We start from the raw sequence: 18,083 nt of genomic DNA, 5'->3' as shown, positions 1-18,083 counted from the left end.
GCCGCCCCCGGTTCCCCCAGACCGGCCTCAGCTCACCTCGTCCCACCCGGATTCCCCCAACCACCTTGCCCCGCCCCGCCCTTGGGAGATCTCGCCATGCCCGGAACATCCCGGAAAACACCCATAACCTCCCGGAAAGCGGCTGTCGCGCTCGCCGCGTCCGCCTCCATCGCCCTGCTCGCCACCGCCTGTACCGGCCAGTCCTCGTCCGGCGCCTCCGACGACGCGTCGAAGGACGTCACCATCAACTTCTGGCACGCCTGGAGCGCGGCCTCCGAGCTGAATGCCGTGAAGTCGCTGGTCGCCGGGTTCGAGAAGGCGCACCCCAACATCCATGTGAACGTCGTCGGCAACATGACCGACGACAAGATCAACCAGGCGCTGCGCACCGGTGGCGGCAAATCCCCGGACGTGATCTCGTCGTTCACCACGAACAACGTCGGCAAGTTCTGTTCGTCGGGCGCCCTGGTCGATCTCAACCCCTTCTTCAAGAAGGACGGCATCGACCCGGAGACCACGTTCCCGAAGGCGATGAACGAGTACACCCAGTTCGACGGAAACCGTTGCACCGCCCCCCTGCTGGGCGACGCGTACGGGCTCTACTACAACAAGACGGAGTTCAAGAAGGCCGGCATCACCAGCCCGCCCAAGACGTGGTCCGAATTCGAGGCCGACGCCAAGAAGCTGACGATCTCCAAGGGCGACTCGTACTCGCAGCTCGGGTTCATGCCGGACTACCACGGCTGGGAGACCACGACCGAGCACATCTTCGCGCAGTTCTCGCCGACGTACTTCGACAAGAGCGGCAAGTCGGCGCTCGCCACGGACCCCGCGTTCAAGGCCGGTTTCACCCTCCAGAAGAAGCTCGTCGACGAACTCGGCGGATTCAAGAAGCTGGAGAGCTACCGCTCCACGCTCGGTGACGAGTGGGGCGACAAGCACCCCTTCCACACCGGTCAGGTCGCGATGCAGCTCGACGGTGAGTGGCGGCTGGGGATGGCCGTAGCCGCCAATCCGAAGCTGGACATCGGCGTCGCCCCGCTGCCCGTGCCGGACGACCAGGCCGCCCAGTACGGCAAGGGCTACATCACCGGCACGATCACCGGGATCGCCGCCAACAGCAAGAAGCAGAACGCCGCTTGGGAGTTCGTCAAGTACATCACCACGGACACGGACGCGGTGGTGGACTTCTCCAACGCCATCCACAACGTGCCCTCGACGCTGGCCGCCCTCAAGTCCCCGAAGCTGAAGTACGACCCGCGCTTCAAGACGTTCCTGGACATCGCGTCGAACCAGTACTCGACGACCTCTCCCGCCTCGATCAACGGCGGTGTGTATCTGACGACGATCCAGAACCTCGGATACGACTACGAGAGCGGCAAGGCGAAGGACCTGGACTCCGCCCTGAAGAGCACCGCCAAGCAGATCGACACCGACATCGCGCAGGCGAAGTAGCCCCAGCATGAGCACAGTCACTCTGGCGTCGAAGCGCCGCAGGTCGGCGCTTCGCACTCTCGCCTTCATGTCGCCCTGGCTGATCGGCTTCGCGGTCTTCTTCGCGTATCCGCTGATCTCGACGGTCTATTTCTCGTTCATGCACTACGACGGCTTCAAGCCGCCGACGTGGGTGGGGACGAAGAACTGGACGTACGTCTTCAAGAACTATCCGTACTTCTGGCCCGCGATGCGCAACACGCTGTGGCTGGTCGTGGTGATGGTCTCGCTCCGGGTCGTGTTCGGCCTCGGCGTCGGGCTGCTGATCACCAAGATCAAGACGGCCACGGGTGTCTTCCGGACCCTCTTCTATCTGCCGTATCTCGCCCCGCCGGTCGCGGCGACGATGGCGTTCGCGTTCCTCCTCAACCCCGGTACCGGACCGGTCAATTCGATCCTGGAGAAGGTCGGCATCCCGGCCCCGGGCTGGTTCAACGACCCCGCCTGGTCCAAGCCGGCGCTCACCCTGCTCGCCCTCTGGGGCATCGGCGACCTCATGGTCATCTTCATGGCCGCGCTGCTCGACGTGCCCCAGGAGCAGTACGAGGCAGCCGAGTTGGACGGTGCGTCGGCCTGGCAGCGGTTCCGGTACGTCACGCTGCCGAACATCTCGCCGATCGTGATGTTCGCCGTCGTCACCGGCGTGATCCAGACCATGCAGTACTACACACAGCCCCTCATCGCCGGGAAGGTCGCGTCCGGCGTCATCCAGGGCGCCGGCACGCAGTTCGAGCCCGGCTACCCGGAGAAGTCCACGCTCACCCTTCCCCAGCTCGTCTACAACCTCGGCTTCCAGCGCTTCGACTACGGCTCGGCCTGCGTGGTGGCACTCGTCCTGTTCGCCCTGTCGATGGTGTTCACCGCGTTCCTGATGCGGCGCCGGGGCGGCCTCAACCTGGCAGGTGACTGACCATGGCCCAAGTACTCGACAAGCCCGTGGAGTTGAGGGCGCCGGTGACCCCCGCCGAGCGCACCGCCCGCCGCAAGGCGCTCATGGAGTGGATCGCCGTCCACTCGCTCGGCGTCGCCGCCGCGCTCTTCTTCACGCTCCCCTTCGTGTTCGTGTTCCTGACCTCGCTGATGAGCGACAGCCAGGCCCTGAGCCGCGACCTGATCCCGCACACCTGGGAGTGGGGCAACTACCGCAAGGTGTTCGACACTCCGGGCTTCCTGACCTGGTGGAAGAACACGCTGATCTACGCCGGTCTCGGCACCGTCCTGACCGTCGTGTCGTCGATCCCGGTGGCGTACGCGCTCGCCAAGTTCCGCTTCAAGGGCCGGAATCTGTCCCTGATGCTGGTCATCTCGATGATGATGCTGCCGCCGCAGGTCGTCATCATCCCCATGTACCTGTTCTGGTCGAAGCAGTTGGACCTGTCGGGCACGCTGTGGCCGCTGATCATCCCGATGGCGTTCGGGGACGCGTTCTCGATCTTCCTGCTGCGGCAGTTCCTGATGACCATCCCGAACGAGTACCTGGACGCGGCGAAGGTCGACGGCTGCGGCGAGTTCAAGACGCTGCTGCGGGTCGTGCTGCCGATGGCCAAGCCGGGGATCGCGGCCGTGGCGCTCTTCCAGTTCTTCTACGCCTGGAACGACTACTTCGGGCCGCAGATCTACGCGTCCGAGAACCCCGGTGCCTGGACGCTGAGTTACGGCCTGGAGTCGTTCAAGGGCGCGCACCACACCGACTGGAATCTCACCATGGCCGCGACCGTGCTGGTCATGGCCCCCGTGATCCTCGTGTTCTTCTTCGCGCAGAAGGCGTTCGTCGAGGGCGTCACGCTCACCGGAGTGAAGGGTTAACCAGGTATGAAACTCACCGTGGTCGGCGGAGGCTCGACCTACACACCCGAACTCATCGACGGCTTCGCCCGGTTGAGGGACACCCTGCCCGTCGAGGAACTCGTCCTCGTCGACCCGGCGCCCGAACGCCTGGAACTGGTGGGCGGGTTGGCCCGCCGGATCTTCGCCAAGCAGGGGCATCCCGGCAGGATCGTCACGACGTTCGACCTGGACGCCGGTGTCGAGGGCGCCGACGCGGTGCTGCTCCAGCTCCGCGTCGGCGGCCAGGCGGCCCGCGAGCAGGACGAGACGTGGCCGCTGGAGTGCGGCTGCGTCGGCCAGGAGACGACCGGCGCGGGCGGCCTCGCCAAGGCGCTGCGGACCGTGCCGGTGGTCCTCGACATCGCGGAACGGGTCCGCCGTACGAACCCGGACGCCTGGATCATCGACTTCACCAACCCGGTGGGGATCGTCACCCGCGCCCTGCTCCAGGCCGGCCACAAGGCGGTCGGCCTGTGCAACGTGGCGATCGGCTTCCAGCGGAAGTTCGCCGGACTCCTCGGTGTCACCCCGGCCGATGTGCACCTCGACCATGTGGGCCTCAACCACCTCACCTGGGAGACCGGTGTGCGGCTCGGCGGTCCCGAGGGCGAGAACGTGCTGCCCAAGCTGCTCGGCGAACACGGCGACGACATCGCCGCCGACCTGAGCCTGCCCCGGGTGCTGCTCGACCGGCTCGGCGTCGTCCCGTCGTACTACCTGCGCTACTTCTACGCGCACGACGAGGTCGTACGGGAACTGCGGACGAAGCCGTCCCGGGCCTCCCAAGTGGCCGAGATGGAACGGAACTTGCTCAAGATGTACGCCGACCCGGCCCTCGACGAGAAGCCCGCGCTGCTCGCCAAGCGCGGCGGGGCCTACTACTCCGAGGCCGCCGTCGACCTCGCGGCCTCGCTGCTCGGCGGGGGTGGCAGCCCCTACCAGGTGGTGAACACGTACAACAAGGGGACGCTGCCGTTCCTGCCGGACGACGCCGTGATCGAGGTGCAGGCCGCCGTCGGCGCCAAGGGCGCGACGCCCCTCGCCGTAGCGGAAGTCGATCCCCTGTACGCCGGGTTGATGGCCAACGTGACGGCGTACGAGGACCTCGCTCTGGAGGCCGCGCTGCGCGGGGGCCGGGACCGGGTGTTCCGGGCGCTGCTCTCGCATCCCCTGATCGGGCAGTACGAGTACGCCGAAGCCCTGACCGACCAGCTGATCGCGCACAACCGGGAGCACCTCGCGTGGGCCTGACCGCAAGTGTCCTCGCCATCGACGCGGGCAACAGCAAGACCGACGTCGCGGTCGTGGCGGCCGACGGGGAAGTCCTCGCCACCGCGCGCGGCGGCGGGTTCCGGCCGCCGGTCGTGGGCATCGGGACGGCCCTGGACGCCCTCGGGGAAGCGGTCGCCCGCGCCTTCGCGGACGCCGGGGTGAACGCGGTCGACCATGTGTCGGCCTGTCTCGCCAACGCCGACTTCCCCGTGGAGGAGGAGCAGTTGGCGGCCGCGCTGCACGCACGCGCGTGGGGCACGGGTGTGGAGGTGCGCAACGACACGTTCGCGATCCTGCGCGCGGGCATCCCCGAGCCGCGCGGTGTCGCCGTGGTGTGCGGGGCGGGCATCAACTGCGTCGGCATGCGCCCCGACGGCCGCACCGCCCGCTTTCCGGCGCTGGGCCGTATCTCCGGTGACTGGGGCGGGGGTTGGGGCCTGGCGGAGGAGGCCCTGTGGCACGCCGCCCGCGCGGAGGACGGCCGCGGTGGTCCCACGGCCCTGGCGCGTACGCTCCCGGCGTACTTCGGCCTGCACTCCATGTACGACCTCATCGAGGCCCTGCATCTCGAACACGTCGCGCACCACCGCCGGCACGAGTTGACACCGGTGCTGTTCGCGACGGCGGCGGACGGCGACCCGGTCGCCCGCTCGATCGTGGACCGGATGGCGGAGGAGGTCGTGGCGATGGCCACGGTCGCGCTGACCCGCCTGGAGCTGCTCGACGAGGAGGCGCCGGTGCTGCTCGGCGGCAGCGTCCTCGCCGCCCGGCATCCCCAACTGGACGACCGCATAAGGGAGTTGCTGGCCGCCAAGGCGCCCAAGGCGGTGGCGACGGTCGTCACCGCGCGGCCGGTCCTCGGCGCCGTCCTGCTGGGCCTGGACCACGTGGGCGCCGTGGCCGAGGCACACGCGCGGGCCAGGGCACATTACGAGCACTGACACCCGGGAACCGAACAGATTCCCACGGCGTATTCATGGACAAGGGGGCGGTGCGGGGCGTTGTGTGGTGCCGGAAATCCGGTGACTGCGCTGCGATCCGATCAAGATCCAGTGAAGGCCCGTGCGGAATGTCAGTCCTGGCGGCGATACTTGCGGCGACGGGATGACCCTGGGGGAGGTCAGCAGTGACACAACCGCCGAAGAGCAGCGCGGCGCCACCGGGCACCGCCGTGCCCACGATGCCGGCGTTGCCGCAGCAGCCGGGCCGGGCGGGGGCGCCCGCGCCCCGGCGTACGCCGGACGCGACACCCGCGCGCCGTACGGCCTTCGCCGAGGCCGTCGACCGGCTGCGCGCGGCCGCCACCACCGAGCCGGGACGGCTGCGGGCCATCGGCGCGCTGCTGGCCCTGCTGGTGGTCGCGTTCGGCGCGGTCGCCGCCTGGCAGACCGACAGCCGGGCGACGGCGGCAGGCGACGTGCTCCACCACAGCCAGCCGCTCAGCTCCGACGCGGCCGACATATACCGCTCGCTCGCCGACGCCAACACGATGGCGGCCAGCGGTTATCTGGCGGGTCCGGACGAGACGACGGCGACCCGCAGCCAGTACGAACTGGACATCCGCACGGCCGCCCAGAAGCTCGTCACCGCGGCCGCCAACACCGACCCCGGCTCGTCGTCCGCGGCCCTCATCAAGGAGCTCAACGAACGGCTGCCGCAGTACAAGGGCCTGGTCGAGTCGGCCCGCGCCAACAACCGGCAGGGCTTCCCGGTGGGCGGCGCCTATCTGCGTGCCGCGAACGACACCATGCAGAACCAGATGCTCCCGAAGGCCGAGAAGCTCTACAAGGCGGAGAACCTGCGGCTGAGCGCGGACTACGGGAACGCGACGCCGTACCCCTGGTTCGCGATCGCCCTCGGGCTCCTCGCGCTCGGCGGCCTGGCCTGGGCCCAGCGGCGCAACTACCAGCGCACGAACCGGGTGCTGAACGGCGGCCTGGTCGCCGCCTCGGCCACCACCGCGGTCGTCCTGCTGTGGGTGGTCGTCGGCCACACCGTCGCCCGCGCGGGTCTCAACGACTCGTACGACCACGGGGTCAAGTCGCTCAACGTGCTGCACGACGCCCGTATCGCCTCCCTGAAGGCACGCAGCGACGAGAACCTCACGCTGGTCAGCCGCGGCGCGGAGACCACGACGCTCCCGAACAAGAAGGTCGTGGACACCTACGACTGGGGATACGACCAGGAGATCGCCGCGCTGGGCAAGGGCCTGAAGTTGGCCGACTCGCTCGCCGACAACTCCGCGGGCCGCGAGCCCGTCGCCGTCGCCAACAGCTCCATGACGGTGTGGATCGCCCGCCACAAGAAGGTCAGCGAGTACAACGAGCTGGGCCGCTACGACGAAGCCCGCAACGGCGTCATCGGCAAGAAGGACGCGACGGGCGAGTGCTTCAAGGCCGTGGACGACTCGCTGAACAAGGCACTGACGCAGGAGACGAAGGAGTTCAGGCAGTCCGCGAGTGACGGCCTGGACGCGATGACCGGCCTCACCGTCGGGGCCGCGGTGCTCGCGGTGCTCGGTGCGGCCGGGGCCGTCCTGGGCATCGGCCGCAGGCTGTCGGAGTACCGGTGAAAGGGGGCGTGACGATGCGCGCACGGAGTGACCTTTTTCGCCGGCTGAGCGCTGTACGACGGGTGCGGGCCGGTCTGCGGGGCTGGGGCGGGGTGGGTGCGATGGCCGTCGTCTGCGTCCTCGCGGTCGCCTTCGTCCTGCTGCTGCCGCTCACGCAGTCGCGCGGCGAGGGCGGTGCGCAGCTCGGCGGACAGCGGACGGTCCAGGGCATCCAGGCCAAGGCCCCCCAGTGCGACGACAGCACCGTCCAGGACCAGAGCCCGCCCCCGTCGGACGCCGACGGCACCACCATCGACGCCATCAAGGCACGCGGTGTGCTGAAGGTGGGCATCGACCAGAACAGCTACCGCTGGGGCTACCGCAACCCCAACAGCTCCTCCGGTGACCTGGAGGGCTTCGACATCGACCTGGTCACCGCGATCGCGAAGAACATCTTCGGCGACTCGTACACCGCCAACAGCGTCCAGTTCCTGGCCATCCCGACCAACCAGCGCATCCCGGCGGTCCAGGACAAGCAGGTCGACATGGTGGTCCGCACCATGACGATCACCTGCACCCGGGCCGGTCAAGTGGCCTTCTCCGCCCCGTACTTCCTCACCGGCCAGCAGGTCCTCGCCCCGAAGACGTCGACGATCACCGGCTACGACAAGACCCTGGCCGGCAAGCGCGTCTGCTCCGCGTCGGGCTCCACGGCGAACGACCGGCTGACCGACGACAAGGCGAGCGGCAAGCTGCCCGCCAGCGTGAAGATCCTGCCCCCCGTCGCCAACCAGCTGGACTGCCTGGTGCAGCTCCAGCTCGGCCAGGCGGACGCGGTGGTGACCGACGGCGCGCTCGCCGCGAGCCAGGCCGCACAGGACCCGACGGTGGAGCTGAAGGGCACCACGTTCACCAAGGAGTACTACGGCGTGGCGATGAACAAGAGCGCCGACGACCTGGTGCGCCGGGTCAACCGAATACTGGAGACCTACCGCACCAGCCCCACCGGCTGGCGGGCGTCGTACACGAAATGGCTGCTGCCCACCCTGCACGCGGACTCGCCGTCCGCCGACCCGCCCACCCCCCACTACAAGTGACGGACCGTCGACCACCGAACCACCCAACGGACTTTCCACGGAACACAACGCAGCGAGAGGTGATCGATGGGCGTCACGGGACCCCCCGGGCCGGTAATGGACCGGGACGAGGTGGACCGTGCGCTGGCGCGGCTCGGCGCGGAGCACGAGGCCATCGAGACCTCGCTCCTCGCCCTTCAGGACCACGCGGGCCGCAGACTCCTCGAAGGCGCCGAGCTGACCGGCACGACCAAGGAGCGCTGGGCGTCCGCGGACGCCGCGATCACGCTGCTGTGGGCGTACTTCGACGCGTACACGGACGCGTTCCGCGCCGCGCAGAGCATCCGCTCCCGGCGCCGCTGGTCCAGCCGTGAGGACCTGGTCGAGCTGACCGAGTTGCTGCGCGGCGAGTCCGTCACGGTCGCGGGTTCCACCACGGCGACGGCCAACATGCCGACGCTGACCGGTGGTTCGAGCAAGCTGAGCCACCAGTTCTCGCTGACCGCGCTCGTCGACGAGATGAACGACCTGTACGCGAACTCGCTGGACATGGTCGTCACCTCCGACGCGGTGTGGTCGGCGCTGCCCGCCCGGATCGATTTACTGGCCGCGGAGTTGCAGCGCACCCGCCAGCTCGCCCACTCCGTCGGCGTCCGCCCGGGCGAACACCCGGCGGGGGACGACCTGGAGCGCATCACGCGCGTCCTGACCGAGCTGCGCGAGCGCGTGATCTCCGACCCGCTGGCCTTCTGGGTGCGGGCGCAGGGCAGTTCGGCCCCCGGCGGCGGCCGCCCGGACACCACGGTCTACGACCGGGAGGCGCGCGCCCTGGAGGACGTACGCCGCGAGATCGACGCCGTGCTGACCGTCCGGCAGGACGCGGAGGCGCGGCTGGTGAAGCTGCGGGACGTGCTGTCCCGCGCGGACCGCACCCTCGCCGAGGCGCGCAACGCGCGCGGTGAAGTCCTCGCGAAGATCGCCGCCACGGAGGTGCCGGTCGTCAGCGGCCCGCCGACCGTACTGCAGGAGCAGCTGTCGACGGCCGCCGAGTACCGCAGACACGCCCAGTGGCACCGGCTGTCCCCGCTCCTGGAGTCCCTGGAGCAGAAGGCGGAGGACGAACTGCTGCGCGCCCGCGAGTCGTTGACCGCGGTCACCCAGCCGCTCGCGGTCCGCGCGGAGCTGCGCGGCCGCCTCGACGCGTACAAGGCGAAGGTCGCCCGGCACGGCCTCGCGGAGGACCCGCTGCTGATCGAGCGGTACGACGCGGCGCGCCGCATGCTGTGGAGCGCGCCCTGCGACCTGCGCGTCGCCGAACAGGCCGTGCTGCGCTACCAGCACGCGGCGGCCGAGCAGTTCAACGCTCCGCGGACACAGCCGCAGGGCGGTCCCGAGGACCTGAGGGGGCCGGGCGCGTGAGTGACGAGGGAGAAGCGGGGTCGGTCATGGGTGAGACACAGCAGAAGTGTCAACGGCCGGGCTGCGAGGGGTCGTACGAGGACGTCGGCGGCGGCGAGCTGTACTGCGACACGTGCGGTCTGGCGCCGGTGGTGTCGGCGAAGGGCGCGATCAGTTCACCGCCCACCGGGATGACCAGCGGCAAGGGCTCGCGGGGGGCGGGGAGCGGCAGTTCCCGTACCAGCAGCCGCAGTTCGCGTACGTCGTCGCAGTCGGCGAAGTCACGGCGCTCGGTGTCGGGACGGCTCTCGCGCTCGGAGTCGGGCCGGTCCACCGGCCGTTCGGTGTCGGTGCGCAGCTCCGGCTCGTCGTCCGGGACCTCCAGCCGGGGCCGGCTCGGGGTCGGCCTGGTGCAGGTGCCGGCGGTGCCGCGGCCCGACCCGCGCGGGATGGTGCTGGAGAACCCGGAGGTGCCCGAGCGCAAGCGGTTCTGCTCGCGCTCGGACTGCGGTGCGCCGGTGGGGCGTTCCCGCGGTGACAGCCCGGGGCGCACGGAGGGTTTCTGCACCAAGTGCGGCAACCCGTACTCGTTCTCGCCGAAGCTGGCCGAGGGCGACGTCGTGCACGGCCAGTACGAGGTCGCGGGCTGTCTGGCGCACGGCGGCCTGGGCTGGGTCTATCTCGCCGTGGACCGCGCGGTCTCCGACCGCTGGGTGGTCCTCAAGGGTCTCCTCGACACCGGCGACCAGGACGCGATGGAGGCCGCGATCTCCGAGCGGCGCTTCCTCGCCGAGATCGAGCACGCCAACATCGTGCGGATCTACAACTTCGTGGAGCACCTGGACCAGCGGACGGGTTCGCTGGACGGGTACATCGTCATGGAGTACGTCGGCGGGAAGTCCCTCAAGGAGATCGCCAACGACCGCCGCACAGAAGGCGGGAAGCGCGATCCGCTGCCGGTGGAGCAGGCCTGCGCGTACGGCATCGAGGCCCTGGAGGCGCTCGGCCACCTGCACAGCCGCAACCTGCTGTACTGCGACTTCAAGGTCGACAACGCGATCCAGACCGAGGACCAGCTCAAGCTGATCGACATGGGCGCGGTGCGCAGGATGGACGACGACGAGTCGGCCATCTACGGCACGGTGGGCTATCAGGCGCCGGAGGTCGCGGAGGTCGGCCCGTCGGTGGCGAGCGACCTGTACACGGTCGCCCGCACGCTCGCGGTGATGACCTTCGACTTCCAGGGCTACACGAACGTCTTCGTGGACTCCCTGCCCGACCCGGACAACATCGAGGTCTTCCGCCGCTACGAGTCGTTCTACCGGCTCCTGGTCCGCGCCACCGACCCCGACCCGGCCCGCCGGTTCGCCTCCGCGCAGGAGATGGCCGAGCAGCTGACGGGTGTGCTGCGCGAGGTCGTCTCGCTGCAGACCGGGCGGGCCCGCCCGTCCCTGTCCACCCTGTTCGGCCCCGAACTCCAGGTCACGGACACGGAGTTGTTCCCGACCCTGGTCGGTGATGTGTCACAGCTGGGGGCGAGAGCGGCGCAGCCGCCCAAGCGGACCCCAAGTGGCCGCCCCGGCACGGCACTTGCCGAACGCCCCCGCGGCAGCGCGGCGTTGACGGTGCTCAACGGCAGCGCGCCGAGCACCGTCAAGGAGGTCGACTCCCCCGTCATGGCGCTCGCCCTGCCGGTGCCGCACGTCGACCCGACCGACCCCAATGCGGGCTTCCTGGCGGGCCTGATGACGACCGCGGCGACCGAACTGCTGGGCGCCCTCGCGTCCGCGCCGTCGCCGTCCGTGGAGACCCGGCTGCGCCAGATCCGCGCGTGGCTTGAGAACGGCGACTCGTACACCGCGCTGGACGCCCTCGCGAAGCTGGAGGACGAGCGGCCCGACGACTGGCGGGTGGTCTGGTACACGGGCGTGGCCGCGCTGGCGACCCGTGACCACGAAGCCGCCGCGCTGTCCTTCGACGCGATCTACGACGCCTTCCCGGGCGAGCCCGCGCCGAAGCTGGCGCTCGGCCTGTGCGCCGAGGTGCTGGGGCAGTTGGACAACGCGGCCGAGTACTACCGCCTGGTGTGGTCGACCGACCCGAGCTATGTCAGCGCGGCCTTCGGCCTGGCCCGCGTCCAGTTCGCGACCGGCGACCGGCCGGGCGCCGTACGGACGCTGGAGTCGGTGCCCGAGGCGTCGATCCACTACACGGCCGCACGCGTGGCCGCCGTACGGGCGCGGCTGCGGGAGCGGGCCGCGACGGCCGACGACACGCCGTTCCTGGACGATCTGACCGCGGCCGCCGGACAGGTGGAAGCGCTGGAGGGATACGGTCTGGACGCGGTCCGGCGCGAGCGGTTGTCGGCCGAGGTCCTCGGCCGCGCCCTCGACTGGATACTCTCCGGAGGCCAGGGTTCCGTGCCGCTCACGCGGCGGGAGCTCCTCGGCAGCGAACTGGACGAGCGGGGACTCCGCTTCGGCCTGGAGCGTTCGTACCGCACGCTGGCCCGGCTGGCACGGGACGGCGAGGAGAGGATCGACCTGGTGGAACGTGCCAACCGTTACCGCCCCCGGACGTGGGTGTAGTTGATGTCGCAGATGCCCCAGCTCGCCGCCTGCCCGAGCTGCGAAGAGCCGCTCGAGTCGGGTGACCGCTTCTGCGGTGCGTGCGGTTACGACCTGTCCGCCGTGCCCGCGCCGCCGGACGACCACCCGACGCTCACCATGAACGGCTCGGCGCACCCGCCCGAGGAGGCCGTGGACGTGGACTGGCCCGTGGTACCCCAGCCGGAAGGCGCCGAGACCCCGCCGACGGTCCATCTGCCCACCGACCTGCCAGGCACGGACTCGGGCGGCATCCCCCTGCCGTCCAACGCCCCGCCGCAGCCCACCGGTTCGCCGCTCTCCCCGGCCACGGGCGTACGGTTCGACCGGCCGCCGGAGCCCGACGAGTACCCGTTGCAGGCGCCGGACCCGCGGGTCGCCGCCGATCCGCCGACGCCGGCCGAGGGCACCAAGGTGTGCGTGGCCTGCCGCTCGGGCCGGGTGGACCCGGACGGCTACTGCGAGAACTGCGGGCACGCCCAGCCCCGCGAACGCGACCACATGGAGCAGGAGTTGGGCCCGCTCGCGGCGGTCAGCGACCGCGGGCTGCGCCACCATCGCAACGAGGACGCCTTCGCCGTAGGACAGTGTGTGCTGCCCGACGGGGCGCCGGCGCTGGTCGCGGTCGTGTGTGACGGGGTGTCGTCGGCGACGCGGCCCGACGCGGCCTCGCTGGCCGCCTCGCAGAAGGCCGGTGAGTCGCTGCTGGCCGCGCTGCCGCAGGGCACGCATCCGCAGTCGGCGATGCACGAGGCGATCGTCGCGGCCTCGCACGCGGTCAACTCCCTTGCCCAGGAGCCCGCGACGGCCCGCGAGCACGCCCCGCACCAGAACGCGCCGGCCTGCACGCTGGTCGGTTCCGTCGTCACCCCGACCCTCCTCGTCGTCGGCTGGGTCGGCGACAGCCGCGCCTACTGGATCCCGGTGGACCGCAGTTCACCGCCGGCCCGGCTCACCGAGGACGACTCGTGGGCGGCGCAGATGGTCGCCGCGGGCCTGATGAGCGAGGCGGAGGCCTACGCCGACGAGCGCGCCCACGCGATCACCGGCTGGCTCGGCGCGGACGCGTACGAACTGGAGCCGCACACCGCTTCCTTCAAGCCCGACCGGCCGGGTGTGGTGGTGGTGTGCACGGACGGACTGTGGAACTACGCGGAGTCCGCCGAGGAGATGGCCGAGGTCGTTCCCGTCGACGCGGCGGTCCGTCCGCTGCACAGCGCCCAGGTCCTGGTCGGCCACGCGCTGGACGGCGGGGGCCACGACAACGTAACAGTGGCCGTCGTGCCGTTCCCCGCCCCGCCGCAAGGGGCAGTAAACGGCTGAGGCCGTACAAACGGGGGCGGCCTCGGACCGGTGGGGACCGGTCCGCATATAGTCATCGCCCCATCCAGGTGGGGTACTTGAGGGGGATCAGAGTAGGCATGGCCAATTTCTCGAAGTCGAACGTGCCACAGTTCTCGGTCGACGTGTACCAGAACGAGTACCTGCCGGAGGGCGGGCGTGAGGTCAACGCGATCGTCACGGTGACCTCGACCGGCGGTGGCACCATCGGGAGCCCGGTCGCGGCGCCTCACCTGTACTCGGCCGGGCAGGGCCCGGACGCGGCCGTGGCGATCATGGTCGACTGCTCGGGGTCGATGGACTACCCGCCGACCAAGATGCGCAACGCCCGGGACGCCACGGCCGCCGCGATCGACACCCTGCGCGACGGGGTGCACTTCGCGGTGATCGGCGGCACGCACGTCGCCAAGGAGGTCTATCCGGGCAGCGGGCGGCTCGCGGTCGCCGATGCCACCACCCGCGAGCAGGCCAAGCACGCGCTGCGCAAGCTGAGCGCGGGCGGCGGCACGGCCATCGGCACCTGGCTGCGCCTCGCCGACCGGCTGCTGTCGTCGGCGGACGTGTCCATACGCCACGGCATCCTGCTGACCGACGGCCGCAACGAGCACGAGGCGCCGGAGGACCTGAAGGCGGCCCTCGGTTCCTGCGCCGGGCGTTTCACCTGTGACGCGCGGGGCGTCGGCACCGACTGGGAAGTGAAAGAAGTCACAGGGATCGCCTCCGCGCTGCTCGGCACCGCCGACATCGTCGCCGACCCGGCCAACCTCGCCACCGACTTCACGAAGATGATGGAGACGGCGATGGGCAAGGAGGTCGCGGACGTCGCGCTGCGACTGTGGACGCCGGTGGGCACGGCCATCAAGTTCGTCAAGCAAGTCGCGCCCAGGGTCGAGGAGTTGACCGACCGCCGCACCGAGGCGGGCCCCCGCGCCGGGGACTACCCCACCGGGTCCTGGGGAGACGAGTCCCGTGACTACCACGTGTGCGTCGAGGTCCCCGAGGCCGGCATCGGCCAGGAGATGCTCGCCGCCCGGGTCTCGCTGGTCGTCCCGCAGCCCGACGGAAGTACCCAAAACCTGGGCGCCCAGGGCCTGGTGAAGGCCGTGTGGACCGACGACATGGTGGCGTCCACGTCCATCAACCCGCAGGTCGCGCACTACACCGGCCAGGCCGAACTGGCACAAGTCATCCAACAAGGGCTGGATCTCCGCAAATCGGGTGATGTCGATGGAGCAACGGCCAAACTAGGACGGGCCGTTCAGCTCGCCAGCGTCTCCGGAAACGCGGATACTGCGAAACTGCTTGCGAAGGTGGTGGACGTGGTCGATGCCGCGGCGGGTACTGTGCGACTGAAGGCGAAGGTCGCGGAGGCCGACGAGATGACTCTCGAAACACGGTCCACAAAGACTGTTCGTGTAAAGAAGTGACTTAGCCAGCACGACTCCGTGAGACCCAGAACAACCCTGTGCGAAAGGGGGACGCGCCGACATGCCGACCTGCCCGAACGGACACCAGTCGGGTTCCGACGACTGGTGCGAGGTCTGCGGTCACCGCATGGCCGGTGCCGTGCCCCCGCCCCCTCCCCCGCCCCCCGGCGGCGGCTACGGCTTCCCGCCGCCCGCGCCCGGCCGCGGCCCGTCCGCCGAGGCGGAGCTCTGCCCGCAGTGCCGCACGCCCCGCGAGGGCGGTGCGCCGTTCTGCGAGGAGTGCCGGTGGAACTTCCTCACGAACACGGCGACGTCGTACACCCCGGCCGCGCCGCGCCCCACGACGCCCGGCCCCGGCCCGAGCCCGGCGTCCCGCTTCCAGCAGCAGCCTCCGCCGCCTGGTCCCGGTCCCGGTCAGTCGTACGGCGGTGACCCCTACGAGTACCAGGGATCGCGGCCCTCGCAGATGAACCGGCCGGCGGAGCCCATACCCCCGTTCGGCAACGAGCCGACGGGGCGACCTGGGGCGCCCGTGGGTTCCGGTGGACCCGGGGGTCCCGGAGGACCTGGTGGATCCGGTGGTCCTGGTGGGCCGAACGGTCCCGGTGGCTTCGGTGGCGAGCGGCAGGGTGGGCCCGGTGGACCGGGTGGTCCCGGCTCGCAGGGCTTCGGCAATGAGCGGCAAGGCGGACCCGGCGGCGGTCCTGGCGGGCCTGGCCCGCAGGGCTTCGGCGGCGAGCGGCAAGGCGGACCCGGTGGGCCTGGTGGCCCCGGTGGTCCCGGCTCGCAGGGCTTCGGTGGCGAGCGGCAGGGTGGGCCCGGCGGCCCCGGCTCGCAGGCCTTCGGCGGTGAACGCCAGGGTGGTCCCGGTGGACCTGGTGGCCAGGGCTCGCAGGGCTTTGGCGGCGAGCGGCAGGGCGGCCCCGGTGGTCCCGGCCCGCAGGGCTTCGGCAACGAGCGGCAAGGCGGACCCGGCGGCGGTCCTGGCGGACCCGGCCCGCAGGCCTTCGGCGGCGAGCGGCAGGGCGGCGGTCCCTCTCCCTTCGGCAACAACGACCCGTCCGGCCCGCCGCGGCCGTTCGGCAACGAACCGTCGAACCCGCCCGCGCCCTTCGGCAACGAGGCGTCCGGCCGGCCCGGCCCGTTCGGCAACGAGCAACCCCCCGGTCCCGGCGGCCAGTTCGGCAACGAGCGGCCCGGCCAGGGTGAGTTCGGCGGCGGTCGTCCCGGTGTCTTCGGCGGCGAGCGGCAGGGTCCGCCCGGACCGTTCGGCAACGAGCCCTCGAACCCGCAGGGTCCTCCGGGCTTCGGCCCCGACTCCTCGCGGCCGATCCCGCCGCCGCCCGGACCGACGCCCCCCGCGGGCCCCGGTGCGACCAGCGGTGCTCCGCAGGCCTTCCAGCAGTCCGCCCCGCCGGCCCCGCCCGGGTTCCCGCAGGAGACGAACCGTCCGCAGCAGGGCGGCTCGCCCTTCGGCGGCGGTGACGACGACTGGGTGATCTCCCCGCCGACCCCCGGTTCCCCGGGCGGACCCGGTGGCCCGGGGGGTCCTGGTGGCCCCGGCGGCCGTGGCGGTCCCGGTCAGGGCGGTGGCGGCTACGGCTACCCGCAGCCCGGTTCGACCCAGGCCCCGCCCCCGCCCCGTCAGGCGTACCAGCAGCAGCCGACGACGTGGCTGGCGACGATCGGCCCGGACCGCGAGTACTTCATGGCGATGATGCAGCGCTCGGGTCCGGAGGCCGCGGGGCTCAACCTGCCCGCGTACTCCCCCGAGCAGCAACGCCAGCTCACCGGCAACCAGATCACCATCGGCCGCCGCCGGCACTCCACCGGCGAGTCCCCCGACATCGACCTGTCGGTGCCGCCGGAGGACCCGGGTGTCTCGCACCAGCACGCGGTGCTGGTCCAGCAGCCGGACGGGAGCTGGGCGGTCGTCGACCAGAACTCGACGAACGGTACGACGGTCAACGGCGGCGAGGAACCGATCCAGCCGTTCGTTCCGGTGCCGTTGCAGGACGGGGACCGGGTGCATGTGGGGGCGTGGACGACGATCACGGTTCGGCGGGGCTAAACCCCGCTGGGAAGTGCCGCGATGTAGTCAGCGGAGAGGCCAGGTGTGCGGGCTCTCCGGATCGTCCAGCCATGCCCACGTCCGCCCACCCGCGACCGTGACGCCGTAGCGCTCTCGCCCGGGCCTCCCTTCCTGCTCCCACAGATCGCGGGCGTCCCGCGGATCGAGCGCGCCGTGGGTGAGGGTGAGCAGGAAGCGGAGCAGTTCGTGGTCGCCGGGGCGGTGGGGGATCTCGGTCCGTGTGGTGGGTTCGGTGCCGCGCAGGGGGACGAAGTACGCGGCCGTGTGCAGGAAGGTGCCCTCGGCGTGGTCCGCGTCCCGGACCGTGAGGGCGATCAGGCCGGTGGCCAGTGGGGCCAGGATGCGGGCGCCGGGGGTGCACTGGGCGGGCCAGGCGGGCGGGATCGTCGTCAGGGCGCAGGTCGCGATGACGCGGTCGTAGGGGCCGTGTTCGGGGACTCCGCGAGTGCCGTCGCCGGTGACGACGGTCGGGCGGTACCCGGCGTCGGCGAGGTGGGTGCGGGCGGAGTCGGTGATCTCCGGTTCCAGGTCGACGGTGGTCACGAGGTCGTCGCCGAGACGGTGGGCGAGCAGCGCCGCGTTGTAGCCGGTGCCCGCGCCGATCTCCAGGACCCGGTCGCCGTCCGTCACCCGCAGCTCCACCAACATCCGCGCCATCAGCGAGGGTTGACTGCTGGACGACACCAACTCCCCGTCCCGCAGCCGCGTGGCGAGCGGTACGTCGGCGTAGGCCCCGCGCAGCCAGCGTTCCCGGGTGCGCGGGTCGGGGCTGTCCCGCCACACCCGCTCCTGTCCGTCTCCGTCCACGGCACCGACGTAGTAGTACGGCACGAACAGATGCCGTGGCACCGCCTCGAAGACCGCCCGCCACCCGGGGTCCGCGTCCCAGGCGCCGCTCAGCGCGATCGCCCGCACCAGTTCCGCCCGCGCGGAGACGGCGACGGCGTCCAGGTCCTTGTCGAGAGCGTGTGCGCTCATACGTCCACTGTCCTGCGGCGG

Annotated in this window: 13 protein-coding genes; 12 read left to right on the top strand and 1 reads right to left on the bottom strand. The window is 70.9% G+C overall.

Annotated features, from left to right (window positions below):
- Positions 1 to 96: 96 nt before the first annotated feature.
- From OG714_RS32765 to OG714_RS32710, 12 genes are all read left to right on the top strand, one after another.
- The gene (locus tag OG714_RS32765) at positions 97 to 1,455 is read left to right on the top strand and encodes an ABC transporter substrate-binding protein (protein WP_406126430.1); all 1,359 of its coding nucleotides are present in this window, start codon (positions 97 to 99) and stop codon (positions 1,453 to 1,455) included.
- A gap of 7 nt (positions 1,456 to 1,462) precedes the next feature.
- On the top strand, positions 1,463 to 2,404 hold the full coding sequence (locus OG714_RS32760; protein ID WP_406126429.1) for a carbohydrate ABC transporter permease: 942 nt from the start codon (positions 1,463 to 1,465) through the stop codon (positions 2,402 to 2,404).
- Between the two features lie 2 nt (positions 2,405 to 2,406).
- Positions 2,407 to 3,300, top strand: coding sequence for a carbohydrate ABC transporter permease (locus OG714_RS32755; RefSeq protein ID WP_406126428.1), 894 nt, complete (start codon positions 2,407 to 2,409; stop codon positions 3,298 to 3,300).
- 6 nt (positions 3,301 to 3,306) lie between these two features.
- Entirely contained in the window at positions 3,307 to 4,572 is a 1,266-nt protein-coding gene (locus tag OG714_RS32750) for a 6-phospho-beta-glucosidase (RefSeq protein ID WP_406126427.1), read from the top strand.
- Entirely contained in the window at positions 4,563 to 5,534 is a 972-nt protein-coding gene (locus OG714_RS32745) for an N-acetylglucosamine kinase (RefSeq protein WP_406126425.1), read from the top strand. Before OG714_RS32750 ends, OG714_RS32745 begins: the two co-directional genes overlap by 10 nt.
- Positions 5,535 to 5,719: 185 nt before the next feature.
- Positions 5,720 to 7,165, top strand: coding sequence for a hypothetical protein (locus OG714_RS32740; protein ID WP_406126424.1), 1,446 nt, complete (start codon positions 5,720 to 5,722; stop codon positions 7,163 to 7,165).
- Positions 7,166 to 7,179: 14 nt separating this feature from the next.
- Positions 7,180 to 8,241, top strand: a complete 1,062-nt coding sequence (locus OG714_RS32735; RefSeq protein WP_406126423.1) for a glutamate ABC transporter substrate-binding protein — start codon at positions 7,180 to 7,182, stop codon at positions 8,239 to 8,241.
- A 66-nt stretch (positions 8,242 to 8,307) separates the two neighbouring features.
- Positions 8,308 to 9,639 (top strand): hypothetical protein, encoded by a 1,332-nt coding sequence (locus OG714_RS32730; protein WP_406126422.1) that lies wholly within the window; start codon positions 8,308 to 8,310, stop codon positions 9,637 to 9,639.
- 26 nt (positions 9,640 to 9,665) lie between these two features.
- Positions 9,666 to 12,206: a tetratricopeptide repeat protein gene (locus OG714_RS32725; RefSeq protein ID WP_406126421.1), complete on the top strand. Its 2,541-nt coding sequence runs from the start codon at positions 9,666 to 9,668 to the stop codon at positions 12,204 to 12,206.
- On the top strand, positions 12,207 to 13,547 hold the full coding sequence (locus OG714_RS32720) for a protein phosphatase 2C domain-containing protein (RefSeq protein ID WP_406126419.1): 1,341 nt from the start codon (positions 12,207 to 12,209) through the stop codon (positions 13,545 to 13,547).
- 98 nt (positions 13,548 to 13,645) lie between these two features.
- Entirely contained in the window at positions 13,646 to 14,992 is a 1,347-nt protein-coding gene (locus OG714_RS32715) for a vWA domain-containing protein (RefSeq protein WP_406126417.1), read from the top strand.
- A 61-nt stretch (positions 14,993 to 15,053) separates the two neighbouring features.
- Positions 15,054 to 17,063, top strand: coding sequence for an FHA domain-containing protein (locus OG714_RS32710; RefSeq protein WP_406126416.1), 2,010 nt, complete (start codon positions 15,054 to 15,056; stop codon positions 17,061 to 17,063).
- A gap of 27 nt (positions 17,064 to 17,090) precedes the next feature.
- On the opposite strand, the gene OG714_RS32705 is transcribed toward OG714_RS32710, so the two are convergent.
- Positions 17,091 to 18,062: a methyltransferase domain-containing protein gene (locus tag OG714_RS32705; RefSeq protein ID WP_406126414.1), complete on the bottom strand. Its 972-nt coding sequence runs from the start codon at positions 18,060 to 18,062 to the stop codon at positions 17,091 to 17,093.
- Positions 18,063 to 18,083 lie beyond the last annotated feature (21 nt).

Source organism: Streptomyces sp. NBC_00989 (genome assembly GCF_045162655.1).
Lineage (GTDB): Bacteria > Actinomycetota > Actinomycetes > Streptomycetales > Streptomycetaceae > Streptomyces.
Note: the sequence above shows the minus strand (reverse complement) of the source record. Positions and strands in the feature narration are given on the sequence as shown.

Coding starts and splice junctions, on each gene's coding strand:
- OG714_RS32750 (WP_406126427.1), top strand. CDS start 3,307: ATGAAACTCACCGTGGTCGGCGGAGGCTCGACCTACACACCCGAACTC.
- OG714_RS32705 (WP_406126414.1), bottom strand. CDS start 18,062: ATGAGCGCACACGCTCTCGACAAGGACCTGGACGCCGTCGCCGTCTCC.
- OG714_RS32755 (WP_406126428.1), top strand. CDS start 2,407: ATGGCCCAAGTACTCGACAAGCCCGTGGAGTTGAGGGCGCCGGTGACC.
- OG714_RS32725 (WP_406126421.1), top strand. CDS start 9,666: ATGGGTGAGACACAGCAGAAGTGTCAACGGCCGGGCTGCGAGGGGTCG.
- OG714_RS32730 (WP_406126422.1), top strand. CDS start 8,308: ATGGGCGTCACGGGACCCCCCGGGCCGGTAATGGACCGGGACGAGGTG.
- OG714_RS32765 (WP_406126430.1), top strand. CDS start 97: ATGCCCGGAACATCCCGGAAAACACCCATAACCTCCCGGAAAGCGGCT.
- OG714_RS32760 (WP_406126429.1), top strand. CDS start 1,463: ATGAGCACAGTCACTCTGGCGTCGAAGCGCCGCAGGTCGGCGCTTCGC.
- OG714_RS32735 (WP_406126423.1), top strand. CDS start 7,180: ATGCGCGCACGGAGTGACCTTTTTCGCCGGCTGAGCGCTGTACGACGG.
- OG714_RS32715 (WP_406126417.1), top strand. CDS start 13,646: ATGGCCAATTTCTCGAAGTCGAACGTGCCACAGTTCTCGGTCGACGTG.
- OG714_RS32710 (WP_406126416.1), top strand. CDS start 15,054: ATGCCGACCTGCCCGAACGGACACCAGTCGGGTTCCGACGACTGGTGC.